At 52.6% G+C, this 26,755-nt stretch carries 30 protein-coding genes; all 30 read right to left on the bottom strand.

Annotated elements, in window-relative coordinates; genetic code table 11:
* Positions 1-21: 21 nt before the first annotated feature.
* The 30 genes from HP435_RS12870 to HP435_RS12725 all read right to left on the bottom strand — a co-directional run bounded on the left by HP435_RS12870 (position 22) and on the right by HP435_RS12725 (position 26,754).
* Complete coding sequence (locus HP435_RS12870) at positions 22-816, bottom strand: menaquinol-cytochrome c reductase cytochrome b/c subunit (protein WP_063226972.1); 795 nt, start codon at positions 814-816, stop codon at positions 22-24.
* A 29-nt stretch (positions 817-845) separates the two neighbouring features.
* A complete protein-coding gene (qcrB, locus tag HP435_RS12865) occupies positions 846-1,517 on the bottom strand; it encodes a menaquinol-cytochrome c reductase cytochrome b subunit (RefSeq protein ID WP_049740092.1) in 672 nt (223 codons plus the stop codon).
* 1 nt (position 1,518) lies between these two features.
* Positions 1,519-2,037, bottom strand: coding sequence for a Rieske (2Fe-2S) protein (locus HP435_RS12860; RefSeq protein WP_063226971.1), 519 nt, complete (start codon positions 2,035-2,037; stop codon positions 1,519-1,521).
* A 222-nt stretch (positions 2,038-2,259) separates the two neighbouring features.
* Positions 2,260-2,685 (bottom strand): DUF2487 family protein, encoded by a 426-nt coding sequence (locus HP435_RS12855; RefSeq protein ID WP_173595817.1) that lies wholly within the window; start codon positions 2,683-2,685, stop codon positions 2,260-2,262.
* Positions 2,686-2,773: 88 nt separating this feature from the next.
* Entirely contained in the window at positions 2,774-2,989 is a 216-nt protein-coding gene (locus HP435_RS12850; RefSeq protein ID WP_063226969.1) for an IDEAL domain-containing protein, read from the bottom strand.
* A gap of 9 nt (positions 2,990-2,998) precedes the next feature.
* On the bottom strand, positions 2,999-4,117 hold the full coding sequence (locus tag HP435_RS12845; protein WP_122963564.1) for a hypothetical protein: 1,119 nt from the start codon (positions 4,115-4,117) through the stop codon (positions 2,999-3,001).
* 129 nt (positions 4,118-4,246) lie between these two features.
* Positions 4,247-5,191, bottom strand: a complete 945-nt coding sequence (locus tag HP435_RS12840) for a tetratricopeptide repeat protein (protein WP_122963565.1) — start codon at positions 5,189-5,191, stop codon at positions 4,247-4,249.
* A gap of 101 nt (positions 5,192-5,292) precedes the next feature.
* Positions 5,293-5,943 carry a zf-HC2 domain-containing protein gene (locus HP435_RS12835; protein ID WP_122963566.1) on the bottom strand — a complete coding sequence of 217 codons (651 nt, stop codon included), beginning with the start codon at positions 5,941-5,943 and terminating at the stop codon, positions 5,293-5,295.
* Positions 5,940-6,530, bottom strand: coding sequence for an RNA polymerase sigma factor (locus HP435_RS12830; RefSeq protein WP_063226965.1), 591 nt, complete (start codon positions 6,528-6,530; stop codon positions 5,940-5,942). The genes HP435_RS12835 and HP435_RS12830 overlap by 4 nt, the downstream gene beginning before the upstream one ends.
* Positions 6,531-6,676: 146 nt before the next feature.
* On the bottom strand, positions 6,677-7,798 hold the full coding sequence (locus HP435_RS12825) for an amidohydrolase family protein (RefSeq protein WP_122963656.1): 1,122 nt from the start codon (positions 7,796-7,798) through the stop codon (positions 6,677-6,679).
* Positions 7,799-8,187: 389 nt separating this feature from the next.
* Positions 8,188-9,468: a 3-phosphoshikimate 1-carboxyvinyltransferase gene (aroA, locus tag HP435_RS12820; RefSeq protein ID WP_173598799.1), complete on the bottom strand. Its 1,281-nt coding sequence runs from the start codon at positions 9,466-9,468 to the stop codon at positions 8,188-8,190.
* Between the two features lie 81 nt (positions 9,469-9,549).
* Entirely contained in the window at positions 9,550-10,653 is a 1,104-nt protein-coding gene (locus HP435_RS12815; protein WP_122963657.1) for a prephenate dehydrogenase, read from the bottom strand.
* 70 nt (positions 10,654-10,723) lie between these two features.
* Complete coding sequence (gene hisC, locus HP435_RS12810) at positions 10,724-11,818, bottom strand: histidinol-phosphate transaminase (RefSeq protein WP_122963568.1); 1,095 nt, start codon at positions 11,816-11,818, stop codon at positions 10,724-10,726.
* A gap of 29 nt (positions 11,819-11,847) precedes the next feature.
* Entirely contained in the window at positions 11,848-12,666 is an 819-nt protein-coding gene (trpA, locus tag HP435_RS12805) for a tryptophan synthase subunit alpha (RefSeq protein ID WP_122963569.1), read from the bottom strand.
* A complete protein-coding gene (gene trpB, locus HP435_RS12800) occupies positions 12,666-13,898 on the bottom strand; it encodes a tryptophan synthase subunit beta (RefSeq protein WP_173598798.1) in 1,233 nt (410 codons plus the stop codon). The genes trpA and trpB overlap by 1 nt, the downstream gene beginning before the upstream one ends.
* Positions 13,858-14,529 carry a phosphoribosylanthranilate isomerase gene (locus HP435_RS12795; RefSeq protein WP_173598797.1) on the bottom strand — a complete coding sequence of 224 codons (672 nt, stop codon included), beginning with the start codon at positions 14,527-14,529 and terminating at the stop codon, positions 13,858-13,860. The genes trpB and HP435_RS12795 overlap by 41 nt, the downstream gene beginning before the upstream one ends.
* On the bottom strand, positions 14,526-15,323 hold the full coding sequence (trpC, locus tag HP435_RS12790) for an indole-3-glycerol phosphate synthase TrpC (RefSeq protein WP_173598796.1): 798 nt from the start codon (positions 15,321-15,323) through the stop codon (positions 14,526-14,528). The genes HP435_RS12795 and trpC overlap by 4 nt, the downstream gene beginning before the upstream one ends.
* Positions 15,313-16,338, bottom strand: coding sequence for an anthranilate phosphoribosyltransferase (gene trpD / locus HP435_RS12785; protein ID WP_122963573.1), 1,026 nt, complete (start codon positions 16,336-16,338; stop codon positions 15,313-15,315). The genes trpC and trpD overlap by 11 nt, the downstream gene beginning before the upstream one ends.
* Positions 16,332-17,846, bottom strand: coding sequence for an anthranilate synthase component I (gene trpE / locus HP435_RS12780; RefSeq protein ID WP_122963574.1), 1,515 nt, complete (start codon positions 17,844-17,846; stop codon positions 16,332-16,334). Before trpE ends, trpD begins: the two co-directional genes overlap by 7 nt.
* A 283-nt stretch (positions 17,847-18,129) precedes the next feature.
* The gene (gene aroH / locus HP435_RS12775) at positions 18,130-18,507 is read right to left on the bottom strand and encodes a chorismate mutase (RefSeq protein WP_122963575.1); all 378 of its coding nucleotides are present in this window, start codon (positions 18,505-18,507) and stop codon (positions 18,130-18,132) included.
* Positions 18,507-19,610 (bottom strand): 3-dehydroquinate synthase, encoded by a 1,104-nt coding sequence (gene aroB / locus HP435_RS12770; RefSeq protein WP_173598795.1) that lies wholly within the window; start codon positions 19,608-19,610, stop codon positions 18,507-18,509. Before aroB ends, aroH begins: the two co-directional genes overlap by 1 nt.
* Complete coding sequence (gene aroC, locus HP435_RS12765; protein ID WP_122963577.1) at positions 19,610-20,773, bottom strand: chorismate synthase; 1,164 nt, start codon at positions 20,771-20,773, stop codon at positions 19,610-19,612. Before aroC ends, aroB begins: the two co-directional genes overlap by 1 nt.
* Positions 20,774-20,976: 203 nt before the next feature.
* Positions 20,977-21,144, bottom strand: coding sequence for a hypothetical protein (locus HP435_RS12760; protein WP_007785434.1), 168 nt, complete (start codon positions 21,142-21,144; stop codon positions 20,977-20,979).
* 77 nt (positions 21,145-21,221) lie between these two features.
* Entirely contained in the window at positions 21,222-21,995 is a 774-nt protein-coding gene (locus tag HP435_RS12755; protein ID WP_122963578.1) for a CheR family methyltransferase, read from the bottom strand.
* A gap of 130 nt (positions 21,996-22,125) precedes the next feature.
* Positions 22,126-22,569 carry a nucleoside-diphosphate kinase gene (gene ndk / locus HP435_RS12750; protein WP_063226951.1) on the bottom strand — a complete coding sequence of 148 codons (444 nt, stop codon included), beginning with the start codon at positions 22,567-22,569 and terminating at the stop codon, positions 22,126-22,128.
* A gap of 104 nt (positions 22,570-22,673) precedes the next feature.
* Positions 22,674-23,639 carry a polyprenyl synthetase family protein gene (locus HP435_RS12745; protein ID WP_122963579.1) on the bottom strand — a complete coding sequence of 322 codons (966 nt, stop codon included), beginning with the start codon at positions 23,637-23,639 and terminating at the stop codon, positions 22,674-22,676.
* A 16-nt stretch (positions 23,640-23,655) separates the two neighbouring features.
* The gene (locus HP435_RS12740; RefSeq protein ID WP_122963580.1) at positions 23,656-24,519 is read right to left on the bottom strand and encodes a menaquinone biosynthesis protein; all 864 of its coding nucleotides are present in this window, start codon (positions 24,517-24,519) and stop codon (positions 23,656-23,658) included.
* 4 nt (positions 24,520-24,523) lie between these two features.
* Positions 24,524-25,120: a UbiX family flavin prenyltransferase gene (locus HP435_RS12735; RefSeq protein ID WP_122963581.1), complete on the bottom strand. Its 597-nt coding sequence runs from the start codon at positions 25,118-25,120 to the stop codon at positions 24,524-24,526.
* Complete coding sequence (locus HP435_RS12730) at positions 25,117-25,986, bottom strand: UbiA-like polyprenyltransferase (protein WP_122963582.1); 870 nt, start codon at positions 25,984-25,986, stop codon at positions 25,117-25,119. The genes HP435_RS12735 and HP435_RS12730 overlap by 4 nt, the downstream gene beginning before the upstream one ends.
* 48 nt (positions 25,987-26,034) lie before the next feature.
* On the bottom strand, positions 26,035-26,754 hold the full coding sequence (locus tag HP435_RS12725; protein WP_122963583.1) for a demethylmenaquinone methyltransferase: 720 nt from the start codon (positions 26,752-26,754) through the stop codon (positions 26,035-26,037).
* Position 26,755 lies beyond the last annotated feature (1 nt).

Below are 26,755 nucleotides of genomic sequence, written 5' to 3'. Positions count from 1 at the left end.
GCCAGCTTTTTCTCTATTAGCTTATTTCAAGGTTGCCATGTACTCGGCCAACTTCGTGATTTCCGCATCATCCTTGATCATGCCGCCTGGCATTCCAGGTGGCTTACCATTTTTGATGATATCGGCAATCTGCGTTGCATCGTATTTTTCACCGATCTTCTGGAGGTTTGGACCCATGCCGCCCTCCATGTTTTTGCCGTGGCAACCCATGCAGCTTGTTTGAGCTTTCCATACAGCATCTGCTGTAAAGCTGGTGTCAGCAGGTGCCGGAGCCGTTGCGTTGGAGCCATGGCCAGCGCCACCAGAATCCTTGCTGGATGGATGGCTCAGGGAGTGCTCGTGATCCGCAGCCCACGTAAGGTAGAAAACGCCTACCAGAGCTGTCAGCATCAAACCAGTTGCTACCGGACGCTTGGAAGGACGGCGCTCTTTGCTGGTATCCAGCCAAGGAGCAAGCATCAGTCCGCCAAAGGCGATACCCGGAATAATGATCGTACCGAGGACTACCCAATCTCCCGCAGCCCAAGGGTATTTCAGCATTTGGTACAGGAACAGGAAGTACCAGTCTGGCAACGGAACGAATGACGTATCATTCGGGTTTGCCTTGTCAGTCAGCGGCGATGGATGAGAAACCGTCAGCACGAGGAAGCCGACCAAGCAAACAGCTGCCACCATCCACTCTTTCAGCAGGAAGTTAGGCCAGAACGGCTCATTTTTTCCCGGAAAGTCGGAGTAGGATGGAGAAATATTAGGGATACGCTTCGCCGATACTCGGGAATCTCCGACGAAGGTAGCATCTTTATCTTGTTTTGCCATGCTATTTCCTCCTTTTTATCGAAGACCCATTATAGTGGACCCGAGATACCTTGCGAACGGATCATAACAAAGTGAGCGCCCAACAGGCCGAGCAATGCGCCTGGCAGGAAGAATACGTGAATCGCGAAGAAGCGAGAAAGCGTTTGCGCACCTACGATGTCTCCACCTGTGAGCAACATTTTTACATACGGACCGATGAGCGGAACGGAGTTTGCAATCTCCAAACCTACTTTTGTCGCAAAGTATGCGGTGTTGTCCCATGGCAAGAGGTAGCCTGTGAAACCGAGGCCCAGCATGACGAAGAAGATCAGCATGCCCACAACCCAGTTCAGCTCGCGAGGCTTTTTGTATGCACCTGTAAAGAAAACACGCAAAGTATGTAGGAACATCATCACGATGACCAAGCTCGCGCCCCAGTGATGCATACCGCGTACGATTACCCCGAATGCAACTTCGTTCTGGAGGTATTTAACAGACTCGTAGGCGTTGATAATGTCTGGTACATAGTACATCGTCAAAAACATACCAGACAAGATTTGAATAACCGTAATAAAGAACGTTAGGCCCCCAAAGCAGTAAACGAAAGCAGAGAAATGGTGTGCCGGGTTCACGTGCTCAGGTACTTCGTGGTCGGCCAAGTCGCGCCACATCGGAGTGATATTCAGGCGCTCATCGACCCAATCATACATTTTTTGTAACATCTTAGCCGTTCACCCCCGGACGAGGATTTGCCTTTACCTTACCCAAATAAAGCTTGCCGTCTTTTACTTCTGTTTCGTACTCATCAAGAGATGCTGTCGGCGGTGTACCCAAGATGTGTTCACCGTTGATCGTGTAACGGCCCAAGTGGCATGGACAGAAATACTGATCTGGATGTTCCGGACTGGTATTCCAGTCAACGGTACAGCCCAAGTGCTTACAGATTGGGGACAGAGCAAGGATCTCACCCTTGTCGTTTTTGGTTACCCATGCAGACAACGTAGATTCGGATTCATACCAACCGTCCTTGGTATGTACCTTAAATTCAACGCGCTTAGGTACTGCGCTGAATTCATCTGGAGAACCAACTGCTACTTTATCTCCACCTGCATGTCCCTGCAGTAAAGGGTCAACCGCAAAGCGAATCATCGGGGTGATCATACCCGCAGCAAGGAACCCGCCAGTTCCCATCAGAGCGTAGTTCAAAAAAGTACGTCTGGAAATTTCGCGTTTGTCTCCCATCTCTTTTTTCCCTCCTTATCCTGTAAAATAGCGCTACGATGGCGTTTTCATACATATACACTAGGTCAATCCCAATCATAGCTAACGCCTATAAAGATGTCAAGAATGTCCAGCGGGCATGGTAGAAGCCAACCCCTGCCTGCTGATAGATTGTTGCCATTTTGTCAAAATTTGCTCCTTGTCCCTCCCGTTTTCCTGTAGTATTACCGGAAAACGCTTTCTCTATTGCGCCGTCTTTCGCTGCCACAGACGAATAATTTCCTGGACCAAAACATCCACAGTCACTTCAAAACGCAAGGCTGAGTCCAGATCTTCTTCTCCGACCGGAAGCATGAGACAGCCTTCCTGCCCCTGCTCGTCCAAGCGAATTTTGTCCTGCGAAAAATGCAATCCGACTGAAAAAGCGAAGTCTCGCGGCGTCTTCTGGCCTTGACTCGCTTCTGCAAACTGATAGCTGAGCGGAAACAGAAGAACTCGCCCCTTGAGCCGCTGTTCGATGCCTGCCGCTATATTCAGCAAATAGTTCATGCGCAGCACGTGTTCTTCTACCCCGATACCGTCCTTGTACAAATAAAGAGGGAGCAGCGCGGTATCCACATAGGGTCGCAGCTCCTCCCAATTTTCAAATTCGTTTACATTCCATTGCATAACGCCGTCTCCTCTTCTCGTGTAGATTCTGGAAACTAGCGTACCATGAATCGGCAAAGTCTCGCAACACAGCTTCCGGCCAAGGCAGCTACGCCTTTTCGTAAGCCATGATCTCTTTCAATTCGCCCGTCAGGCGGATGAACAGCTCTTTGTTTTTGGTAGCCAACGCCTCGTCAATTTCCTGGTACAGCGTCCGCTTGCGGTACTGCCGCATTTGCTCGTCGATTACCATCTCGGACAGCAACCCGGACACCATTTGATTGTTCGTTCCGTACGCGTTGGAATAGAAATTTGGCCACTCCATACCCATCCCTCACTTCAATAAAATAGTCGTTTCCGTAAAGCCGTTGTATTTTCGAAGCCAAGTCTGGCTCGCATAGGTGGCAGTGTACAACCACTGTTCATGCTCGTCTTGGCCGACTCGAAGCAATCCGAGATGCACCATCATTTTGCAGACTCGATTGATCAAAATATCTGCGGGTGCATCGTAGTAGAACTCTTTGATCCAGGGAACCAGCGTATGCAGCAGCGATTCCTGCCGCACCCAGCCGCCAGAGGCGATGAGCGGAATCAACTGGACAAGCATCGGCAAATTCGGGATCGCCCGCTTGTACAATCGCATCCAGAAGCGGATCACATCATGGTAAAGCTGATCGGAATACGGCTGTTCCAACCGCTCCCGTCCCGCCTCGGTAATGCCTACTCTCCCCTCCGCCTCCTCCATCCATTTGTTGTAGTAGCAGAAGTCGTAAAGCAAAGAGAAGCGATCCGGGTATACATCGAAGTGCAGCCCGTATCCAAAGCGCCATTTTTGCGGCAAAAGCGGCTCTTCCTTCACGTACAAAAATTGAAACAACTGCTGCTGATGCCGTTTGTACATGCCTCCCTCAGCCGTAAGTGGTACAGGCTCCTGCTGAAGGAATTGTAAAAATTGCATGATATCGTCGCAAAGAGCCGTTCCTTCGTCCCTGTACGCCTGCGGCCCCGGGATCACCAGGTCGTTCTCCTCGCGCCACTGATCGAGCCAGGCTTGTATGAAAGGTTCTCGGATGTCCAACGGGATTTGATACTGCCCGACCGTTTTGCTTTTGGCAGGAAATATCCAGCCTCTTTTCATCGCCGCCGCGACAAATTGCCTTGCCGAATCCTGCTTTTTTTCTTTCGCTGCCAAAAGAGCCACGCCCGCTTTGGCGAGCAAATCCTCCAGCGACATGACGGTTCGCTTGTCGAGCAAAAGCTGCAGCAAAAAGTGTATTTCGGCTTGAGACAACTGCGCTACTTCCTGAGAGATTGTCAACCGGTGACGCAGACTGGACAAGAGAGAAGTGATCAATTCGTTTTTGGAATGAGGGTTGCATTCGCATCCGTAGTGGTTGGCAATCTGATGGAGCTGCCGGATATCGGTGTAGACCAAGATCTCAGCCAAGTTCATCTGTGCATCCCTTCTTTGCGATGGCTTTCTTGTATCCCTCATTCTTGCCAATAAGCGGAAAAATAAACAGGAAGCCACATGAGTGACTTCCTGTTCGTCGATTTTTTTATGCGCTGAAGCTTTTTTCGCTTACTCTTCTTCTGTTTCGTGATCCCACTGATCGTGCAATTGCTGGTATTCTTTCGCTTCGTCGTATCGTCCCGCTTGCGTCAACAGCGCAATCAGTCGGCGAATTTGATCGAGGTCAAAGCCGGACAGCGTCACGTATTGCTTCAAGGCGTCGATAGCTTGCTCGGTTTTGCCCAGCGACAAGTAAATGTCTGCCGCCAGCGGGTACGAAGCCACGTACTCTTCGTCAATGGCTTGCAGCGTGGTTACCAGCTCCACCGCTTCCTCCAGTCGTCCCACGTGGAAAGCCATCAGTGTCGCTCCATACAGCACTTCCGGCGAGCGATCGAGCACAAGCGCCTGGCGGAATACTTGATACGCCTGCTCGAACTGCCCGTTTTGCGCCAACGAGCGTCCTTTGGTCAAGAGCAGCTCCAGACTTTCACTGCCCGCCTGCTCCAGAAGCTGCATCGCGACTTCATCTTCCCCGATGCGGAAATACAGGTTGCCGAGCGCAGCTAAAATATCCTGGTTGTCAGGCTCTTTTTGTCTGGCCTGCTCCAAATATTTGACAGCCACCTCGTCCAAATCTTGCAGCGCGTACAAATCTGCCAATAGCAAATCGAGTTGAATGCTATCATAGCCCGATTCTTTGCACTCGTAGAGCAAATGCTGCGCCGTTTCAAAATCACTGGAATCAAGCGCGATTTCGGCAAGCAGCAATTGGCACTCTCTGCGCAAGGAAGGGTCTAGCTGCGGATTGTTTTCCAGAACCTCCGACAACAGTTTGCCTGCCACGTCCAAATGGCCCAGACGGTACCAGACTTCCGCCAAATACATCATGACATCAGGCAAGTCAGCCCCGTGCTCCTGCACTTTTTGCAAGGCTGTCAAACCCAGTTCCACTTCGTCGTTCTCAATTCGCTTAATTGCCTCATCTATGACATACAGCCATTTTTTTGGCATCGTGCTCACCTCATATGTATTATGCTTAGGCCGTATTCTGGATGAATAGCCACAAAAGACCGTCCTAAGACGGTCTTTTCATTTCTCTTGATCATATACCATTATGCACGTGTAAGCCAGCTCATTGTCAATACGGTCATCAAAATCCCGAACACACTGAGCACAATCGGGTAGTTCGGCTTCGCTGAATCCGTTGCTGCCGGTTTTCCATCCAGCGGAACGATCGAGGCGGTCGCACTAGCCAGTGCATCACTTTGCGAAGTGAGCGGCTGTGCTTCTACCACGTATGTACCATCGTCTGTCTGCATGGAAGAGGAGATGACTTGCGCTTTTGGCGTGTTCATCGCCATCACTTCCCCGTTGATCACGAGGGAATTGGCTTGCTCGGTGGAAGTGGAATTGACATATAAAGTAAAAGTAAACAACAATAGCAACAAAACGGCTACACTTGCTCCCATGCGTCTCATTCTGGCTGTTACACTGAAAATTTTTCTGCCAATCGGGATCGCCCATTGCTCCTCGGACAAAATCCGGGCCATGACAGCATCAACAATGGAACGGGAAGGCGTAACGGAATGGTACTCTTCCTTGTCCATTTCCATCCACTCCCCGCTGTCCGACCAGATTTCATAGTCGGCACGACAGGCATAACACGATGCCATATGGTGATCAACACGGCGTTGGGTCACCTCTGACAACAGATTTTCGGCGTATTCAGGCAGAATTTCCTGAACTTCTTCACATTTCATCATCGATTCATCCCTTCAGCTTCATCCAATTGAGGGTCCAGGATGTAGGTTTCCAGCTGGCCTTTTATACTTTGGCGTGCCCGAAACAGCAAGGATTTCACGGAGCTGACGGTCAAATCGAGAATCGTGGCGATCTCTGTGTAATCCATTTGTTCGTACTCTCGCAAAATCAAGGCTGAGCGCTGCTTCTCCGGCAAGTTGTTAATAGCCAGTCTGACCATGCTCTCCCGCTCGTTGCGCAACAAAACCTGCTCGGGCAAAGTTTTGGGAGATGCCATCGGCACTTGCAGTGTATCATCGAGATACACGTCGGAGTTGCGGCTTTTGCGCAATTCGCTGAGTACAGAGTTACGGGCAATCGTATAGAGCCAAGTAGAGAAGGTTGCTTCTACATCACGGAAAGAATGAATGCTCTTATACGCCTTGTAAAACGTCTCCTGACAAATATCCTCAGCAATATGCTCCAGATGTGCCTGACGCAAAAGATGAGTGACAAATGAGAGGATCTTTTTTTCATATCGACGAATCAGTTCAGCATAGCATTCCAGATTACCTTCTTTAATTTCTCGGATAAGCTGGGAATCGGTCATGATCAGGATTACCTCCTTGCGATTCCGATCCCTCAGCGGCCTTTGTAACATTAGACTGCTGGGGATGTAAAAAGTTGCGCGACCTTACGATTCTTTTTCTCGTCAGACTGCGGGAATCCTTCACGAAAAAACCCCCATTTTTGGGGTTAAATGACATATGCGTAGGGCTTTGTGTCGAAAAGGCGTCTGCCCATCCCAACAGACGAGCTAAACTGCGCGTTTCGATACAACCATTTACCGTTCGACATAACAGATGTTGGAAGATGCATTTCGCTAAAATTGAGAATAGTGGAAAGATCATACTTTGTCAACCAGTTTTCCTTTTTCAGGAAGACAATATCAGCGTCTGCCCCTGGTGTCAAGCTCCCTTTTTGCGGATAAAGCCCGACTGCCTTGGCAACGTTTGTCGAAGCAAGTCTGACGAGTAGACAAAGCAACCTTTCCGGCGAATACCATCTCCGGCGATAATCAATGCGAACATCGTGAAGGGGAGCAGCGACTTGCCAACTGTCGTAAAAGTGCTGGTGCATGTGGCGAATGGCCCGGTCTGTCACTTCTGTTGGCAAACGAAAAATGTGCAAAAACGGATCGTGTTCTCTTGTTTCAAAGGCCACTGACGGATCAGCGATGACGGTACGCACCTTCCAGTATTTAGTAGCGTCCAGCCAAAGCTGCCGAATTTGATCACGCTGTTCTTTTTTTACGGACGCATCATTTTGTATGTGCAAATGCAGAATCGTTTGTTTAGACGTATGAAGTTGCAAAAGCGTTTCCCATTTTATTGTGGAAATTTCTTCTGGGCTGCGAACCGATACGTGAAAGGCCGCCAAGCCATGTTCACCGTATCTCGCCACCGTTTTCGCCTGTAGCTGGTCAGCCCCGATCCCGACATGCCAGACGTAATCCAGCGGACTGTTGAAATGGCGAGTTTGCTGGTATTCCATCTGCGGCTTGCTCATCCAGCTTTCGTGCAAAAACACATCGGCGAAACTGGTGCAGCCGCTCCTGACAAATCCCTGCATCACTTCTATGTATGTGTGCCTATCTTTTATTTTATATAAAGATTGTGTCGGCAGTGCGACAAAGCCAGGCAAAAGATACATATCGGACGCGTCTACTTCGGCAAAAGCAGTCTCGCCTGTCGTCTTGGGCAAGGTGTCTTTGGCGATGCGGACGATCTTTCCTTCGTGCACCCACAAATCCGCTTCCTTGATTCCGTATGCAGTAACAACGGCTCCCCCTCGAATGACCATTCCTTGCTCCGACATGCTTGTCCCCTCCCGACCCTCGCATCGCACTGCGATTTGTACGAGCATATGCGCGGAAAAGGGAAAAAATGCAAAACGGCCATGGCCGTTTTGTTGACCGCAAGCGGTGACATCCCGTTTCATGAAAAACGTCGAGACGTTTTTCACAAAAAAAAAGACCGCCGTTGATTGTAAGCGCATTCAAACGGCGGTAGCACATGTGTGCTTTTATAATATTGGATAGGAGTGGAGAGAAACCATACTGTATTTTTATAATAAACGGAATGTAAGCGCTTGTCAAATCATTTTTGCTAAAAAACGTCAGAGCAGTTCCTCCTCTTCTAGGCCCCATTGCTCATATAGAAAGGAGCCTGCTGTCTCGTCAACAACAGGCTCTCTCTCCGGTTCCCTTATTGGCTGATGTTTTTCAGCAGTTCTTCAAAGCCCGGGAACGATACATCGATCGCTTCCTCGTTCTCAATCCCCGTCTCTCCTGTCGCAGCAAGGCCAGCAATCGCCATCGCCATGCCGATACGGTGATCGCCCATGCTGTCGATCACCGCCCCTGTCAAGGCTGTCTGTCCTTCGATGATCATTCCGTCGTCCGTCGGCGTGACCCGGCCTCCGAATTTGGACAGCTGGCTCACGACCGTAGCGATCCGGTCGGTTTCTTTTACTTTCAGTTCTTCTGCATCACGAATGACCGTCTGTCCGATTGCCTGCGTAGCCATGACGGCAATGACCGGAATCTCGTCAATCAGTCGCGGAATGATATCCCCGCTGATTTCGATCCCGTGCAGCTGCGAATGGGTCACGAGCAGGTCGGCGACCGGCTCTTCGTTGACAATTCGCTCGTTTTGCAGCTCCAGGCTTCCGCCCATCGCTTTCACCACGTCGATGATGCCTGTACGGCTCGGGTTGATCCCGACATTTTCAATCAAAAGCGAACTGCCTGGCACTACCATGACCGCCGCGATCAAAAAGGCCGCAGAGGAAATGTCGCCCGGGACGGAAATAGCTCGTCCGGTCAGCTTTTGGCCGCCCTCTACAGACACCGTCAGCCCATCGCGAACGACAGAAACGCCAAACGCTTGCATCATCCGCTCCGTATGGTCACGGGACAAGTGCGGTTCGGTTACGCTGGTCACGCCTTCTGCTTGCAAGCCGGCGAGCAAAATCGCCGATTTGACTTGCGCGCTCGCGACCGGAGACTGGTACGCCATGCTTTGCAGCTTGCCGCCGCGAATGGACAAAGGGGTAAACTCCCCGTCTTTTCTGCCGTCAATTTTTGCCCCCATCTGGCGCAGCGGTCCGATGACACGGCGCATCGGTCTTTTGGCAATCGACTCGTCGCCTTCCATGACCGTATGAAACGGCTGTGTCGCCAAAATGCCGGACATCAGGCGAATCGTGGTGCCGGAGTTGCCTACATCCAGATGCTGCATCGGCTCTTGCAAGCCGTACCAGCCTTTGCCTTGTACCGTTACTTTGTCACCCTGCTGCTCGATCTCGATGCCCATGCGGCGGAAGCAACTGATCGTACTGAGGCAATCCGCGCCAGGCAGGAAGCCTTCGATCGTCGTAACGCCTTCTGCCAAGGCTCCGAACATGACCGCACGGTGCGAAATGGATTTATCTCCCGGAACACGTACGGTTCCTGCTATTTTCTTTGCTGGACGAACTCGAAGCACAGTGCCACTCCCCTTTTTCTCTTCACCCGTTAGTCATACTGTGAAGCGTCTTCGTTGTAAAGCGTGTTTGCGCGACCAGGCTCATGTACGCCTGTATACATTGTAATCGAAAAAGCGGAGAAGTTCCTCCCCCTTTTCCATCTCCTCCTGGGAATGGAAGGTGATGCGCAGCGCACCGTATATATCTTCACGCGTCTCCCTGATTTGCAGGTTGGTGATGTTGATTTGCTTCGCACCGAGCAACGTCGTAATGCGCCCGATCTCCCCTGGATGGTCAGGAATGTCGATATACAAATCGTTCAAAGGCGGCAAAGCTCCTGTTTTGCGCTCAGGCAAACCGTCGCGGAAATCGCGGGCTGTCTGGAAGAACCGCTCGATTCCATCCGGGTCGCCTTCTTCCACAAGCTCGACGACATCCTCCAAAGCTTTTGCCCAGTCTTTGGCGATCTTCACAATATGCTCGCGGTTTTGCAGCAATACGTCGCGCCACATGCGCGGGTTGCTCGAAGCAATGCGGGTAATGTCACGGAAGCCGCCTGCGGCCAGACGCGCATGCCACGCGTTCTCTTCGTCGTATCCGGCGACCAGGTTGACCAGAGCAGATGCCAGGACATGCGGGAAATGGCTGACTGCTCCCACTACCTGATCGTGGGAATCCGCGTCCATCTGTACTACTTTTGCCCGCGTGAGGGAGAGAAGCTCGGTTAGACGCTCCACTTTTTCTGCTGCCGTGCCAGGGGCTGGCGTCAAAACGTAGTAGGCATTTTCCAACAGTCTGTCCGAAGCCGCCTCCACGCCTGATTTGTGCGATCCGGCCATCGGATGCCCGCCGATAAACGTCACATGCGGCGGAATGACTTCTACCGCCTGTCTGACAATGCCTGACTTGGTGCTTCCCACGTCTGTGACGATGACGTCTGGTTGCAGCTCCATGTCTTGCAACAAGCGCAGTGTAGCTACGATTTGCTCGACAGGGGCTGCGAGGAAAATGACATTGGCTTCGCGGACAGCCGTTTGCAAATCAGTCGTTCCAGCGTGAATCACTCCAAGTGTCAACGCTTTATCTAATGGTTCTTGTCGTACATCGTAACCGACAACACGGATATTGGGGTCACGTCGCATGGACAAAGCGATCGAACCGCCAATCAATCCGACACCGATTACAGTGATGGTTACTTTTTTCATCTCCACTTCCTGTCCTTCCTCATATGCGCGTAGACAAAGATGCCGGGGAACGCCCGGCATCTCGTGTCCGTTATTTCAATGCGCCAGTTACGATTTCTTTTAGCACAGACAAAATCTTTTCGTTCTGTTCTTTTGTTCCCACTGTAATCCGTTGATATCCAGGGAAGCCGAGCGCATTGCCCGAGCGAACGATGATTCCGTTCATCAAGAGCTTTTTGAATACTTCATCGGAATCCATTTTCAGGTCTACCAAAATGAAGTTGGTTTGCGTCGGGAAGTAGGAAAGTCCCCAATCGTCGAATGCGTCAGTCAATTGCTTCAAGCCTTCGCGGTTGCGGTCGCGGCAAGAGATGACAAACTCCTGATCGTGCAGGGCCGCGCGTGCTGCCACCTGACCAAGCGCTCCGGTATTGAACGGCTCGCGGACGTGCTCCAGAGCGGACACAAGCTCTTCGGAGGCGATGCCGTAGCCGATGCGCAGCGTTGCCAAGCCGTAAATCTTGGAGAACGTGCGCAAAATGATCAGGTTCGGATACTGGGACAGCATCGGAACGGTTTGCGGATACGCGGAATCAACGACATACTCGTAATAAGCCTCATCCATGACGACGAGAACGCTGCTCGGCACTTTTTGCAGGAACGCTTCCAGCTCTGTCGCCGTAACGATCGTGCCGGAAGGGTTGTTCGGATTACATACCCAGACGACTTTCGTCTGCTCGTTGATGGCAGCCGCCATCGCTTCCAGATCGTGCACGCCATCCTTGAGCGGAACCTCGATCAGCTCTGCCCCTTCGATAATCGCATTGGAGCGATATTGGGAGAACGTCGGCGTAGCCATGACGGTGTTCGTGCCTTCGCTCAGGAAAGCGCGAGAGATCATCAACAAGATTTCATCGGAACCATTTCCGAAGATCAGTTGACTAGGCTTCACACCGAGGGCATCTGCCAAGTCCCAGCGCAGGTTGAGGCTTGCGCCGTCCGGATAAAGAGCGAGATTGTCCAGTTGTTCCGCAATAGCTGCCTTTGCCTTTGGCGAGCAGCCATAAGGATTCTCGTTGGACGCCAGCTTGATCACTTCTGTCAAACCAAACTCCCGTTTGACGTCTTCAATGGGTTTCCCTGGCTGATATACCGGGGCATTGAGTATGCGTTGCTTCGGTTGCATCCACGTTCACTCCAGTCACATTTTTCCCACTATTGTAGCGCACTCGCCAACTGATGTACAAACGTTTTTATTTTTTCAACAGCATCTGGCATTCGTGCCGGATCTTTCAGTTCGTTCTCGTAGTTTTCAATCTGCTGCACAATCGCACTGCCCACGATTACCCCGTCCGCATGAGGAGCCACGGCCCGCACCTGCTCTGGTGTAGAAATGCCGAATCCGACAGCAGTCGGCGCACTCGTACTCGCCTTCACCCGTTGCAAAAAGTCTGCCAGATCCTCGCGCAAATCCGTCCTCGCCCCTGTCACGCCGAGCGACGAGACGCAATACAAAAAGCCTGTCGCCTGTTCGCCAATCGTTTGGATGCGCGCTTCGGAAGTCGGCGCGACCAGCGAAATGACATGAAGGCCGTTTTGCTTCGCCGCCGCAACGCAAGGGCCGTTTTCTTCAATCGGCAAATCGGGAATGACGACGCCATCTGCCCCGTGTGCCGCCATTTCCGCAAAAAACCGCTCGACTCCATATTGCAGCACCGGGTTGAAGTAGGAGAACAACACGATGCCCGCTTCTACTTTCGACTGGCGCAAACGGCTCACCAGTTGCAAAGCGTCTGCAATCGACACGCCGTTTTCCAGTGCGCGCTGGGAAGCTCGCTGAATGGTAGGGCCGTCTGCCAGCGGGTCAGAGTAAGGTATGCCCAGCTCAATCACATCGGCTCCGGCCTCCGCCATGGCGGTCACAAGCTGAAAAGTCGCTTCGATAGTTGGATCGCCCACCGTAATGAACGGGATAAAACGCTTGCGGCTGCGATCCGCAAACAAACGGTCGATTCGATTGGTAGCTGCCGTCATTACGCCTCGCCTCCTTCTGTCCGTTCTGCCAACGCTTCCTGAATGGTCAACACGTCTTTGTCTCCGCGCCCCGACAGGCAAATGACCAGCACTTGCTCAGGAGACATTTGCGGAGCGCGCTTGATCACTTCCGCAATCGCATGAGCGCTCTCCAGCGCGGGGATGATGCCTTCCGTCCGGCACAAAAGCTCGACTGCCGCCAGCGCCTCCGCATCTGTGACAGACGTATACGTCACTCTTTCCGTATCTTTCAAATACGCATGCTCGGGACCGACACCCGGATAATCCAGCCCGGCGGAGATGGAATGCGCTTCTTGCACCTGACCATGCTCATCTTGCAGCAAGTAGGTAAGCGAGCCGTGAATCACTCCTGGACGTCCAAGCGTCAAGGTTGCCGCGTGTTTGTCCGTATCGATTCCTTTTCCCGCCGCTTCCACGCCGCGCAGCGCAACAGACTCATCCTGGATGAACGGATAGAACATGCCGATCGCATTGCTTCCGCCTCCTACGCACGCGACCACTTCGTCGGGCAATTTGCCGAGCTGTTCCAACACTTGACGCCGGGTTTCCTCTCCGATGATTTTCTGGAACTCGCGGACCATGTACGGATAAGGATGCGGGCCGACGACCGATCCGATGACGTAAAACGTTTCCTCTACGTGAGAAACCCAGTGGCGAATCGCTTCATTCGTCGCGTCTTTGAGTGTGCGCGAGCCTGATACCGCCGGAATGACTTCCGCTCCGAGCAAGTTCATGCGAAACACGTTCAGCGACTGACGGCGAATATCTTCCTCGCCCATGAATACTTTGCAGGAAAGCCCCAGCTTCGCTGCTACGGTAGCGCTCGCGACACCATGCTGGCCCGCTCCTGTTTCCGCGATAATCGATTTTTTGCCCATCCGTTTTGCCAAAAGGGCTTGACCGAGCGCGTTGTTCAGTTTGTGCGCCCCGGTATGGTTGAGGTCTTCGCGCTTGAGGTAGATTTGCGCCCCGCCAAGCTCTTGCGTCAACCGTTCAGCGTACGTCAACGGCGTAGGACGCCCAGCGTATTTGCTCAGCAGCTCATTCAGCTCTGCTACGAACTGTGGATCACGTCGCGCTTCCTCAAAAGCAGTCTCCAGCTCGTACAAAGCGTTCATCAACGTTTCCGGTACGAATTTCCCTCCAAACGCTCCAAAACGTCCATTTTCGTCAGGCACGACCCGCGCGGTTGTCTGTGTATTGCTTGGCATGCGCCTTCACCCTCTCCACCAGTTTTTTTATCTTTTCTCCGTCTTTCTCTCCATCCGTTTCCACTCCGCTGGACACATCGATCACAGGGGCCTGATACGTTTCGAGCAGCTCTCCGACATTTTCGGCGTGAATGCCGCCCGCGATGATGCAATCAGCCGCTTGGCACGCAGCCTTCAACAGAGGAATCTGCTCCCACGAAAACTTTTTCCCGGTTCCCCCGGCTTGGGCAGGATCATACGTATCGAACAAAAAGGCGCTTACGATCCCTTGATACGCTCCAATCGCCCGGACTGCATCCTCTTCGCCGCCGACAGCCAGCGCTTTCCACACTTCCACGGAAAAACGTTCCCGCACTTGACGGCAAAATTCCGGCGTCTCCTGCCCGTGCAGCTGCACGGCAGCGAGCGGCACGTCCTGCAACACCTCCGCCAACTCGTCCAGAGTCGGGTTGACGAACACGCCCACCGCTGGCGGATGAGCAGGGACGGCTGCAAGCAGCTCTCCAGCCGTCCGTGCGTCGATCCTGCGCTTGCTCGGGGCAAAAACCAGGCCCACGTAGTCGACATCCAGTTCTTTTAAAAGCGCAAGCGTTTCCGGGCGTTTGATCCCGCAAATTTTTAATCGGGTCACAAACTCACCCCCGCTTTCGCTCCAACCAGCTCGATCACCGCTTGCGCTACGTCTGGCTGACGCATGAAATGCTCTCCCACCAAAACGGCGCGCGCTCCTGCTCTCCTTACCTTCTCGACATCCTCCGCTTTGGAAATGCCGCTTTCGCTCACGACTGTCAACGAAGCAGGCAGTCCGCCAATCAGTTCGTCTGTCACAGCGAGATTCGTCTCGAATGTGCGCAAATTCCGGTTGTTGATTCCGAGCAGCTTCGGTTCGATCGCCCGGAATACGCGGTCGCATTCCGGCTTGTCATGCACTTCGACGAGCACGTCCATCCCCAGCTCTTCTGCGGTTTGATACAAATGCCGCAGTTGCTCGTGATCGAGAATCGCCGCGATGAGCAAAATGCAATCCGCGCCCGCTGCCCGCGCTTCCACGACCTGGATGTCCTCGATGAGAAAATCTTTGCGCAGGAGCGGACGGTTTACCACTTCGCGGATGTCTTTCAAATAAGCCAGACTTCCTTGGAAAAATGTCTCGTCGGTCAAGACGGACAAGCATTCTGCTTCGGCAGCTTGATACGCCTGCGCGATTTGCAGCGGATCAAAATCCGGGCGAATCAGCCCTTTGGACGGAGACGCCTTCTTCACTTCTGCGATGACGCTGACTGGACGGGAACTTTGCACAAGCGCTTGATGGAAGCCGCGCGGACGATCCTGGTTTTTCGCTTGCTCAAGCAAGTTTGCGATCGTCGTCGCTTGTTTCAGGTGAGCAATTTCTTCGCGTTTCTTTTCCACAATGTTAAGAAGCATGAATCATTCCTCCTGCAATTTGCCGGATGTGCTCCAGCTTGCGCATGACCAGTCCGTCGTCGATCAGCTCTGCCGCCCGAATCACTCCTGCCTCAATGGAACGCACGCGATCAGACAAGTAGAGGATCGCTCCTGCATTCAACAGCACGATGTCGCGTGCCGCACCGCGCTTGCCAGCGAATACATCGCGAATGATCTCGGCATTTTCGCTCGAATCCCCGCCGCGCAGCGCCTCTTTGTCATGTCGGCGCAATCCGAACTGCTTGGGATCGATCTCGTACGTGCGAATCTGGCCATCTCGCAGTTCAGCGATCTGGCTCGTTCCCGTCACGGTCAGCTCATCGAGTCCGTCCGAGCCTGCCACAACCAGCGCCCGCTCTACGTGCAGCTCTCGCAGTACAGCCGCAACCGTCGGGAGCAGCTTCGCATCGTAGACGCCCATGAGTTGGTGACTGGCGTTTGCCGGGTTGGTCAGAGGGCCGAGCAAATTAAACACGGTGCGTACAGCCAGCTCCTTGCGCGGTCCGGCTGCATGCTTCATCGCCTGATGGTACAGCGGGGCAAACAGGAAGCACAGATTGGTAGCACGCAAGCAATCCGCAGCCTCTTTTGGCGACAGGTTGACTGGGACTCCCAGCGCTTCCAGCACATCCGCACTGCCGCTCTTGCTCGATACGGCACGATTGCCGTGCTTGGCGATCCGCACGCCGTCGCTTGCCGCCACAATCGCACTCGCCGTCGAGATGTTGAACGTGTTGCTGCCGTCTCCTCCGGTGCCGCACGTATCGACCAAACCGGGATGATCGATCGGAAAACGCATCGCTCGTGCCCGCATCGCCTGGGCAAACCCGATAATTTCCTCAACCTGCTCTCCCTTGAGCCGCATGCTGGCCAAAAAGGCGCCGATCTGGGCAGGAGTCGCTTTGCCGTCCATGATCTCTCCCATTGCTTCCTCAGCGATTGCTCGTGTCAAATCGCTTCCTTGCAAAATTTGTTCCAGTGCATAGGTCAGCATAGCAATTCCTCCTTGCGCGCAAATAGCTGTTCTGCTTTTTCCAGGGCCGAAATCATCGCGGCCGCCTTGTTTACCGTTTCCTGATATTCGCTTGCCGGAATGGAATCCGCCACGATGCCTGCGCCAGCCTGCACATGCGCGTATCCATCCTGGAAGAACAAAGTGCGAATCGTAATGCAACTGTCGAGCGAGCCGTCAAAGGAAATGTAGCCGATCGCTCCCGCATACAAATGGCGCTCATCCTGTTCCAGCTCGGCTATAATTTCCATCGCCCGCAGCTTCGGCGAGCCTGAGACAGTTCCCGCAGGAAAGGCGCTCAACAGGGCGTCAAACGCGTGCAGTCCCTCGCGCAGCTTGCCTGTCACATGCGATACCATGTGCATCACATGCGAGTAATTTTCGATGACGAGCGCCTCCTCCACTTGCACGCTTCCGTACGCGGAGACTTTGCCGACGTCATTTCGGCCCAAATCGAGCAGCATGTAATGTTCGGCCCGCTCTTTTTTGTCTGCCAAAAGGTCTGCGGCCAGCTCCTCGTCCTCTTGCGGTGTCGCGCCTCTTTTTCTCGTCCCGGCAATCGGGCGCATCTCGACTTTTTCATCCTCCACCCGCACGAGCAGCTCAGGAGATGTTCCGACCACCGTCTCGCCTGCGTATTCGAGGTAGTACATGTACGGAGAAGGATTCAGCGTACGCAGCAGCCGGTACACGGCAAACGGGTCGACATCTGTCTTCACGGAAAAGCGTTGGGAGAGCACGACCTGAAAAATGTCTCCTGCGGCGATGTACTCTTTCGCCTGTTCGACCATGCGCTCGTATTGCTCGCGGCTCATGTTTGGCTCGACCTGCAGCGGTTTGGGCGAATCGACTGCCACTTGAATCCGGCTGTCCTGTTCCAACGGAGCGGTGACTTTTTCCGCCAATTGCTCCAGCCGTTCGCAGACTAGCCTGTATTTTTCGTCAATAATGGCTGGCGAATCTCCTGGCTCGACGTGCAAATTCACGATCAACTGAATTTCTTGTTTCAGGTGATCGAACGCGATCATCTCGTCGACGAACAGAAAACGCATGTCAGGAGCTTGAACCGCTTCCTTGCGATGGGCCGGGAGGTTTTCAAAATAACGCAGCGTATTGTAGCCAAAAAAGCCGACCGCTCCGCCGCTAAGCCGGGGAAAGCCCGGCAGCTTGGGGCTTTTGAAGCGATCTGTCTCCTCGCGCAAAAAGTCGACGGGGTTGCCTGTCATCGCTTTGCGCTCACCGCTTCTCGACACAACGGAGATGTCTGCTCCTTTTGCTTCCACGATCTGAAAAGGATTCATCCCAATGAAGGAAAAGCGTGCCCAGCGCGCGCCGCCTTCTACGCTTTCCAGCAAAAACGAATCGCTGGTGCGAATCTTCTGATACAAACGGATAGGAGTCTCCTGGTCAGCTAGAAGTTTCAAGCTCACAGGAATCAGGGAATACGACGCCGAAAGGGTCTTGACTTCGGCAAGGGAGGGAAAATACATGGAACTCTCATCTCCTTTTTAGTGGGAGCGAAAAGGACGAAGACACCCGTCTTTTCACCACCCGCTTTCTAGAGCGAGAGGTAGGGGGAGAAAAAAATATACAAAAAAATCCAGCAAAAAGAACTGGATCGGGTAGATAAATATGTACCCAGCCTGCTCTTCTCTCCTCAACCTAACTCATCTCTACTCTGCTCTACTCATTCTCATCTCAGCCGGAATTGGCTCTTCACGAACAAACGAGGCGCTCTCGTTTCACTTATGGTAAAAGAGAGCGCCCTGATTGTCAACTGCGATTTGTCAAATCAGGTCGAAGCTTTACAGCATCCCGCAAGAAGACGTGTTGAATCTCTTTTGCCGATTTCTCTGTGTTGACATGCATCATGACACGTATACAGAGCGGCAAGCTGCCTGGTACAGGAATTTCGCGTGCGCACATCAGGGGAACATACTGCCACGCTTCCCCTTCAAGAAGACGTGCCGCCTGGGCGGGAAATGTCGCACACAAATCCTCTGTCGTCGTGATGATGATGCTGCCAATCTCTTCAGGATTCACTTCATTGCGCGTAACCATTTCTTCCAGCAGCCACTTGGTGGAAGAGACAATCTCGTCTCGCGTATCGGCTTCCACCGTGACTGCGCCTCTAATTCCTCGCATTCCCATTACAAAGCCCCCGCTTCTTCACTCATTACTGTCAGGATGAGCTGTTCGTCTACATTTTTCACAATCTCCGCCTGCCCGATTGCGCTAGGCAATACGAGGGCAAGCTTGCCGCCAACGGTCTTCTTGTCCCGCTTCATCGCATCGAGTACATCTTGCGGCAGCAGTCCTTTTGGCCAAGCCGTAGGCAAATGGTACAAACCAATCAAGTGCTTCGTGCGGTCGTACACACCGTTTGGCGCAAGACCGATTCGCTCTGCTAGTTTGGCAGCCAGACACATCCCGATTGAAATCGCTTCGCCGTGATTCAGCGTGGAGTAAGCTGACAACGCTTCAAACGCATGCCCGAACGTATGCCCCAAATTCAATAGCGCCCGCGGGCCCTGCTCCGTCTCGTCAACAGAGACAATCGCAGCCTTCACTGCGCAGCCTTTTTCAATCGCTTTCCCTAACAATTCTGAATCAAGCTCCCACAAACTTGCGGCGTTCTCCTCCAGCCAATCTGCAAAGGAAGCATCGGAAATAAGGGCGTGCTTGATTACCTCGGCAAAGCCGGCAGCCACTTCACGCTTGGGCAAAGTGTGCAGCACTTTTGTGTCATAGATCACGACGCGAGGCTGATGAAAAGCGCCGATCAAGTTTTTCCCCAACGGGTGATTGATCGCCACTTTCCCTCCGACGGAGCTGTCGTGGGCAAGCAAAGTAGTCGGCAGCTGGACAAAATGAATGCCGCGCATAAACGTAGCCGCCACGAAGCCAGCCAAATCTCCCACGACTCCGCCGCCCAATGCGAGAATCGCAGATTGGCGATCCAATCCCGCTTGAATCGCTTCGGTCATCAGCCGTTCATAGACAGGCAGACTTTTCGATTGCTCGCCCGCTTCCACTACGCTCGCTGTCGCGTTGTATCCGGCAGCGCGCAGAGCATCACGCAGCGGCTCTAAGTAACGAACCGCCACGTGCTCATCTGTTATAATCATGAGTTTGCTTGTGGAGACAACCCCCGCCTCCGCAAGCAAACCAGGCACCTGCTGCAATAGAGAATCACCGATCACAATCTCGTAGGAACGCTCTCCCAGCTCTACTGTCAGTCTGTTGGTATCCATTAGAATTTCTCCGTGTATGCGCGGTATTCACGCACGTTTTCGATCATGTCGTCCATGGAATCGCTCGGGAATTTTTCGCACATCGCTTGGGCGATTTCCCATGCCACCACAGCTTCTGCCACGACACTCGCTGCCGGAACCGCGCAGCTGTCGGAGCGCTCGATGCTGGCCGAGAACGGCTCTCTGGAGTCGATATCGACGCTCATCAGCGGCTTGTACAGCGTCGGGATCGGTTTCATCACGCCTCTGACAACGACAGGCATGCCTGTGGTCATGCCGCCTTCCAGTCCGCCTGCCCGGTTTGTTTTGCGACTGTAGCCTGTTTCCTCGTTCCAAACGATCTCGTCATGAACCTGGGAGCCTTTCAAATCCGCAGCTTCAAACCCGATTCCGATCTCCACGCCTTTGAAGGCTTGAATGCTCATGATCGCCTGAGCGAGTCGTCCGTCCAGCTTGCGGTCCCATTGCACGTGGCTGCCCAAGCCGATCGGCACGCCTTCCACGATGACTTCAACCACGCCGCCGAGAGAATCCCCGTCTTCTTTGGCCTTGTCGATCGCTGCCATCATAAGCGGCTCCGCTTCTTTGTCCAGGCAACGGACAGGTGATTCTTCCGTGCGGGCGATCAGCTCTTCCAGGCTGACTTCCTGGCGTTTTGCCACGACATCGTTGATCTGCAACACTTGTCCGCCGATCTGGATGCCAAAAGCGGCGAGCAATTGACGCGCTACGGCGCCGACCGCAACACGCACAGTTGTTTCGCGGGCGCTGGAACGTTCCAGAATATTTCGCATATCCCGTTGATGATATTTAATCGCACCGTTCAAATCAGCATGGCCTGGGCGCGGGCGAGACACGCGGCGTTTTTCCTCTGCGCCCTCTTCTACTGGCTCGGCACTCATGATCGTCTGCCAGTGCGTCCAATCCTTATTTTCAACAACCAGCGTGATCGGTGCTCCTGTCGTATACCCGTGGCGCACGCCAGACAAAATTTTCACCTGGTCCTTTTCAATTTGCATTCTCCGGCCCCGCCCGTGACCTTTTTGGCGGCGCGCCAGCTGTTCGTTGATTGCCTCAATGGAAATCGGCAAGTTGCTTGGGATTCCCTCGATGATCGCTGTAAGCTGCGGTCCGTGGGACTCCCCCGCTGTCAAGTAACGCATCTCTTCCTTCCTCCATCCTCCAGGCAGCTCATGTCCCCAGTTCCTTCCGGTTCGGGTCGCTGTCCTTTATCACTTTTAAGCGCTATAATATCATACCTGTCTCGCTCTGGAAACACAAAAAGTACAATCCTACGCGAAAACCTTTCGCTTGAAGAAAAAACGCCCCTCCAATGGAGAAGCGCTTCGCTTGCAGATGGCGCTGACTAGAAAGGATCGACCATCAAAAATGGATTGGGGCTCAGCGGCCTTCTGGAATGATCCACACGTATCAAATCATCCAGCTGAGTTTTTTCAGCCCCAAGTATTTGTCCGCATTCTTGCAACGTAATCAAACCCCGACGGTATGCTTCGATGACCTTGTGCTTATCCATCTGCTGCCTCCCTTGGCAAAGTAAGTATTCCTAGTCTTGGGAAAAAGGAGCAGAGTTATACACACGGCCATAGAGAATCATCCCATTTTTCGGTAAAAGAATGTGTCTTCCGTCTCCAGCTGGTATTGCTGCGGCTGGAAGATTTGCTCCGTGCTGCCCACAAACAGCACGCCGCCCGGTTTGAGCGCCCGGCTGAATTTGTGGTACAGCTCGTGCTTGGCTTCCTCTGTAAAATAGATCATCACATTGCGGCAAATGATCAAATCGAACTGGGTATCAAACGTATCCGCCAGCAAGTTATGCTTTTTGAACGTGACACGCTTTTTCACCTCTTCGGAAATCCGGTAGCTGAGCGTGTCTTTGACGAAGTATTTGTCCACAAGCTCTTTCGGACAATCTTGCAAGGAACGGTCTGTGTACACGCCTTGCTTTGCCTTGGACAAAGCGCCCTCATCGATATCCGATGCCAGCACCGTAGCATCCAGACGCTTGCGCAGCAAAATCAGGGAGAGCGTGTACGGTTCTTCGCCAGTGGAGCAAGCCGCGCTCCAGCACTTGACACGCGACGATTGCTTGGCAAGCCGCGGCAAAATTTTGTTCTCCAGCACCTCCCAACGACCTGGGTTGCGGAAAAACTCGGAGACGTTGATCGTCATCCGATCGAGAAACTCGTAAAAAAGCTCCTTGTCCTTTGCAATCGCATCAAAATATTGGACAAACGTGCCGTAGCCCCGCTTTTGCCGCAACGAAGTCAGGCGCCGCTTCATCTGTGCTTCCTTGTAGAGGGCAAGATCAATTCCGGTCATTTTTTTAACGCTTGCAATAAATTGGAGAAAGTCTTTATCTTCCATTCAGAATCGTACCCCCTTTCATACCTGTTGTTCATCATTTCGCTATCGTTCGCCAAATTCCTATCCATTTCGCGGGAGTTTTTGACGAAAAAAAGAAAAAACCCCAAAAAGGGGTTTTTGTGGTGATATCTTAGATCCAGCGTTGGATTGTTTTCTCGAAGGAGAGAACTTCTTCAGCGGAGAACCAGAGACCGATTTCACGCTCAGCGCTTTCTGGGGAATCGGAGCCGTGGATGATGTTCATGCCAACGGAAGTAGCGAAATCGCCACGGATTGTGCCGGAAGCTGCATCTACTGGGTTTGTTTTGCCCATCATAGCACGAGCTGTGGAGATCACGTTGTTACCTTGCCATACCATAGCGAATACAGGACCGGAAGTGATGAAGTCAACCAGTTCGCCGAAGAATGGGCGCTCTTTGTGCTCAGCATAATGTTCTTCAGCCAGTTCGCGGCTTACAGTCATCAGCTTAGCGCCAACGAGTTGGTAGCCTTTTTTCTCGAAACGGGATACGATTTCTCCGATCAGGTTACGTTGTACGCCGTCAGGTTTTACCATAAGGAATGTTTTTTCCATTGTAAGTATGCCTCCATCAAAGCTATGTATTGGTGTATACAACACCAACGAAAATTTTATCAAAACTGGGGTGGTCAAGCAACAGTCAGACCGTTAAAATCTCATTAAAATTTGCGATCGACGATAAAATTAGCAATTCCTGTCAACGATGTTTTTGCCTGCGTATTGGGCAAATCGCTTATAATGGCATGCGCGCGGGCAATATAGCGCTCGGCCAGCCGCTGGGAAAATGCGATTCCTTCGTCAGCCCGCACCAGGCGAATCGCTTCGTCCGTGTGCTCCCAAAACGTATTTTCCTTGATCCACTCCTGGAACTGTCCGCTCGCCTTGCCATGAAAAGCGGTGTAAAGGGCTGGCAGCGTGATGTTTCCATGCAAAAGGTCGCTCCCTGCCGGTTTTCCCAACTGCTTCTCCGTTCCGGTGAAATCGAGAATGTCATCGGTAATTTGAAAAGCCATCCCCACGTTGTACCCGTACCAGTACATTTTGCGTACCAGCTCTTCAGTAGCACCGCTGGCAACGGCACCCAACTGACAGCTGATCGCAATGAGCAGCGCCGTTTTCCGCTTGATTCTGCGCAAATACGTCCGGAAGTTTTGATCCCAGTTGTTCAAATCCTTGACTTGCTCGATCTCGCCTTTGCACACCTCGACAATCGCTCTGGACAAAATCTGGTGCAGCTTCGGATTCGGCAATTGGGAAGCGACTGCAAGCGCACGGGCGAAAATGTAATCGCCTGCGTACATCGCCACCTTGTTGTCCCATTTCATGCGCACCGTGTCTTTGCCCCGTCGCTTGTCGGCGTCATCAATGACGTCGTCGTGAACCAGCGAAGCCATATGAATCAGCTCAAGCGGCACAGCTACGTGCTTCAATACTTTTACATCGTACTTGCCCCATTTGCCTCCGAGCAGCACAAAAACCGGACGAATGCGCTTTCCCCCAGCTTTAAGCAAATGAGTCGAGGACTGATACAGTTCCCGCACATCCGTATCAATCGATTTTTCCAGCTCATCTTCAATGTACTGGACATCCTTTTTCATCTTGAAGTAAATATCGACTAGGTTCATCCGTTATCCGTTCCACCTATCTCGCAAGCGTAATATTGGTCTTGTGGCCATCCGCCTGCCACAACTCGACTGTCGCGGGTGCCGCAAGAAGCCCCAGCTCTGCCGCGCATCGGTAATAATACTCCAGTCCTACCCGCTGCACTTCGCCAAAATCGTGTTGCAGTCCCGCGAAGTAACGAAGCCACTCCTCTTTTGTCCCGCCAAAATGCGTGCATACGTAATCGACCAACGGGCCAGGATTTGCTTTCGTCTTCTTCTTGCTCGTCAAAAAAGAGGCGTGCACTTCCGCAATCAACGCAAAATGCTCGTCAATCACCTCGCGTCGCAGCGCCCAAATGGCAAACGTCATGGAATAGCCTGTGAAGCGGTGCCACAATTCGCCGAGATCGTATACGTGCAGCTCACCAGCTGTCCGCTCTGCGGTAATCGCATCATCGCCAATGAGCAGGGCAGCATCCGCATCTTGCAGCATGTGTGCGAGATTCGGCTCTTGTGTAACGTAGGTGATCTCGTAATCGTAAAACTTGTGGAGAATGATTTTCAGCAAGTTCACTGTCGTTGCCGACGTGTTGGTCAGGGCAATTTTGGCCCCGTTCAGTTGCTCAATCGGCTTTTTGCTGAATAAGAAAAGGGAGCCTACTCTCCCGTTGGCACTGACAGACAGGTCTGCCAATGCCACATATTGGGAGGCATGCTCAGCATAGCTAAACGAGGAAATCGGCCCCATGTCAATCTCGCCTTTGGCCATCGCCAGATTCAACTGGGCAGGCACCTGGCGGATGAACGCGATGCGATCCTCGAATTTTGCTTGTTCAAAATAATAGTAAACAGGCAGTACGTTGGTATACAAGATTTGCCCGATCCGCAAAGACTTTTGCATGCGTCTATTCCCCCCAACGCCGAAACAGCGAATGTGGTACATCAAGTGCATCCAAAGCTTTCCCCACGACAAAATTAATCAAGTCATCCATCGTTTGCGGTTTTTGATAATAACCAGGCATGGCTGGCAAGATCCGCACACCCAGCTTGCTCAATGTCAGCATGTTTTCCAGCTGGATCGCATTGAGCGGCGTCTCCCGCGGAACGAGGACCAGTCGTCTGCCTTCCTTGATCATAACGTCAGCGACGCGTTCCAGCAAATTGCCCGAAGCGCCGTGTGCAATCCCGGAAACCGTTCCCATCGAGCACGGAACCACGATCATGCCGTCGCAGCGATACGATCCGCTCGCCGCCGGGCAGTTGAAATCGCGAAGCCCCCAGTAGTGCAGCTCTCCCGGGAAGGATTGTTGCAGCTTTTCTCGCAGCAAACCTTCCCGGTCGTCTGAATGCCAGTCCAGCTCATCGTGAAAGACTTGCCAGCCTGCCTCGGTAATCATCAAGTGAACGATATGACCTGCGCGCAAAAGCTCGGTCACCACACGCACACCGTAAATCGCGCCACTTGCCCCTGTAATTCCGACTACCCATTTTTGTTGGCTCATGCGATCACCAGATCAATCATAGTAAACACGAACATGACTACGCTCAAAATGCCGTTCATGTTGAAAAACGCAACGTTTACTTTGGACAAATCCGTCGGCTTCACCAGCGTGTGCTCGTAGATCAGGATCGCACCGGAAATGAGTACGCCGAGCAGGAACCAGATCGACAAGTCAGCCACTACATACAGCGACATCAGTCCAACAAAAGTGATGATGTGGCACAGTCTCGCCACAACCAAGGCGCTGGCAACCCCAAAGCGGCTCGGCATGGAAAACAGCCCTTCCTTGCGGTCAAAGTCAGCATCCTGGCAGGCGTAAATAATATCGAAGCCCGCCGTCCAAAACAGAACGGACACAAACAGGAGCAAGCCAACCGCGTCTACCTGGCCTGTCGTGGCGACCCATCCTCCCAACGGTCCGAACCCGATTGCTACTCCCAAAACAAAGTGGCACAGCCAGGTGAAGCGTTTGGTGTAGGAATACAGCACCAGGACAAACACAGCAAGCGGCAACAGCTTGACTGCCAAATCGTTCAACTGGAACGCCGCAATGAACAGCACGGCGAACGAAACGACGATAAACAAAACAACTTCCAGGACGGAAATAAGCCCCGCCGGAATCGCTCGTGTAGCTGTCCGCGGGTTTTTGGCGTCAATGACGCGGTCAATCAGCCGATTCAACGACATTGCTGCACTGCGCGCCCCGACCATCGCAACCGTCACCCAGAAAATCTCCATCCAGGTCGGCCACGCCTTCTCCACTACAATACTTCCCAAAACCGCCCCCATAAAAGCAAACGGCAAAGCAAACAGGGAATGCTCGAATTTTATCATTTCCAAGATGATTTTCAATTTACGTAGACCCATCTATGACACTTCCTATCTACTGAAAAAATACCGTTGTTGTCGAGGCGGTTACGGCTTCGTGCCAATGTGCAGCGCGGATACGCCGCCCATGAACAGCTTGACTTGAACCGGGTCCAAGCCTGCTTTTCTAAACATCCCGGCAAGCTCACGACTGTCCGGAAAATTGGTCAGCGAGTGCGGAAGCCAGGCATATTCCTCGTATTTGTTCACGGTCATTTTCGCAATCAATGGCAAAATTTTATAGAAGTATAAGTAAAATAGCTTGCGATACGGAATGAATGGAGGCTTGGACACTTCCAGAGAAACGACTTTCCCGCCCGGTTTGACTACGCGCGCCATTTCATTGAGCACTTGCTGCACATCCGGAACGTTGCGCAGGGCAAAGCCGATCGTGGCAAAATCGAATGTATTATCCTCGTAAGGCAAATTCATCGCATCGGCATTCACCAGCTTGACGTTGTTGCTGACTCCCTCATTCGCCACCTTGTACGCGCCTACATCCAGCATGTTCTGGCTGAAGTCGAGCCCGACCACCCGGCCGTCTTTCCCTACTGCCTTGGCAAGCGCGATCGTCCAGTCCGCCGTGCCGCAGGCTACATCCAATGCGGTATGGCCCGGTTGAATGTTCATCTGCTTCATGGTGTAGTTGCGCCAGGCCAGATGGCTGCCAAAACTGATGACGTTGTTCATTTTGTCGTAGTCGCTCGCGATGCTTTCAAATACGGAGTGAACGTATTTTGCCTTCTCGTTCATTTGTGTCTGGTCCACT

The sequence above is a fragment of the Brevibacillus sp. HD3.3A genome (genome assembly GCF_013284375.2).
GTDB lineage: Bacteria > Bacillota > Bacilli > Brevibacillales > Brevibacillaceae > Brevibacillus > Brevibacillus parabrevis.
Note: the sequence above shows the minus strand (reverse complement) of the source record. Positions and strands in the feature narration are given on the sequence as shown.

Excerpts from the sequence above, each read along its gene's own strand:
- HP435_RS12870 (WP_063226972.1), bottom strand. The coding sequence starts at position 816 with ATGGCAAAACAAGATAAAGATGCTACCTTCGTCGGAGATTCCCGAGTA.
- hisC (WP_122963568.1), bottom strand. The coding sequence starts at position 11,818 with ATGCAACCGAAGCAACGCATACTCAATGCCCCGGTATATCAGCCAGGG.
- trpE (WP_122963574.1), bottom strand. The coding sequence starts at position 17,846 with ATGTATTTTCCCTCCCTTGCCGAAGTCAAGACCCTTTCGGCGTCGTAT.
- HP435_RS12730 (WP_122963582.1), bottom strand. The coding sequence starts at position 25,986 with ATGGGTCTACGTAAATTGAAAATCATCTTGGAAATGATAAAATTCGAG.
- trpD (WP_122963573.1), bottom strand. The coding sequence starts at position 16,338 with ATGCTGACCTATGCACTGGAACAAATTTTGCAAGGAAGCGATTTGACA.
- HP435_RS12840 (WP_122963565.1), bottom strand. The coding sequence starts at position 5,191 with ATGCCAAAAAAATGGCTGTATGTCATAGATGAGGCAATTAAGCGAATT.
- HP435_RS12740 (WP_122963580.1), bottom strand. The coding sequence starts at position 24,519 with ATGCAAAAGTCTTTGCGGATCGGGCAAATCTTGTATACCAACGTACTG.
- HP435_RS12815 (WP_122963657.1), bottom strand. The coding sequence starts at position 10,653 with ATGAAAAAAGTAACCATCACTGTAATCGGTGTCGGATTGATTGGCGGT.
- HP435_RS12860 (WP_063226971.1), bottom strand. The coding sequence starts at position 2,037 with ATGGGAGACAAACGCGAAATTTCCAGACGTACTTTTTTGAACTACGCT.
- trpB (WP_173598798.1), bottom strand. The coding sequence starts at position 13,898 with ATGCCAAGCAATACACAGACAACCGCGCGGGTCGTGCCTGACGAAAAT.
- HP435_RS12735 (WP_122963581.1), bottom strand. The coding sequence starts at position 25,120 with ATGAGCCAACAAAAATGGGTAGTCGGAATTACAGGGGCAAGTGGCGCG.
- trpC (WP_173598796.1), bottom strand. The coding sequence starts at position 15,323 with ATGCTTCTTAACATTGTGGAAAAGAAACGCGAAGAAATTGCTCACCTG.
- HP435_RS12855 (WP_173595817.1), bottom strand. The coding sequence starts at position 2,685 with ATGCAATGGAATGTAAACGAATTTGAAAATTGGGAGGAGCTGCGACCC.
- trpA (WP_122963569.1), bottom strand. The coding sequence starts at position 12,666 with ATGACGGCAGCTACCAATCGAATCGACCGTTTGTTTGCGGATCGCAGC.
- HP435_RS12830 (WP_063226965.1), bottom strand. The coding sequence starts at position 6,530 with ATGACCGATTCCCAGCTTATCCGAGAAATTAAAGAAGGTAATCTGGAA.
- HP435_RS12835 (WP_122963566.1), bottom strand. The coding sequence starts at position 5,943 with ATGATGAAATGTGAAGAAGTTCAGGAAATTCTGCCTGAATACGCCGAA.
- HP435_RS12755 (WP_122963578.1), bottom strand. The coding sequence starts at position 21,995 with ATGGAAGATAAAGACTTTCTCCAATTTATTGCAAGCGTTAAAAAAATG.
- HP435_RS12745 (WP_122963579.1), bottom strand. The coding sequence starts at position 23,639 with ATGAACCTAGTCGATATTTACTTCAAGATGAAAAAGGATGTCCAGTAC.
- HP435_RS12845 (WP_122963564.1), bottom strand. The coding sequence starts at position 4,117 with ATGAACTTGGCTGAGATCTTGGTCTACACCGATATCCGGCAGCTCCAT.
- HP435_RS12760 (WP_007785434.1), bottom strand. The coding sequence starts at position 21,144 with ATGGATAAGCACAAGGTCATCGAAGCATACCGTCGGGGTTTGATTACG.
- HP435_RS12825 (WP_122963656.1), bottom strand. The coding sequence starts at position 7,798 with ATGTCGGAGCAAGGAATGGTCATTCGAGGGGGAGCCGTTGTTACTGCA.
- aroC (WP_122963577.1), bottom strand. The coding sequence starts at position 20,773 with ATGCGTTACTTGACAGCGGGGGAGTCCCACGGACCGCAGCTTACAGCG.
- qcrB (WP_049740092.1), bottom strand. The coding sequence starts at position 1,517 with ATGTTACAAAAAATGTATGATTGGGTCGATGAGCGCCTGAATATCACT.
- ndk (WP_063226951.1), bottom strand. The coding sequence starts at position 22,569 with ATGGAAAAAACATTCCTTATGGTAAAACCTGACGGCGTACAACGTAAC.
- aroB (WP_173598795.1), bottom strand. The coding sequence starts at position 19,610 with ATGGATACCAACAGACTGACAGTAGAGCTGGGAGAGCGTTCCTACGAG.
- HP435_RS12850 (WP_063226969.1), bottom strand. The coding sequence starts at position 2,989 with ATGGAGTGGCCAAATTTCTATTCCAACGCGTACGGAACGAACAATCAA.
- aroH (WP_122963575.1), bottom strand. The coding sequence starts at position 18,507 with ATGGGAATGCGAGGAATTAGAGGCGCAGTCACGGTGGAAGCCGATACG.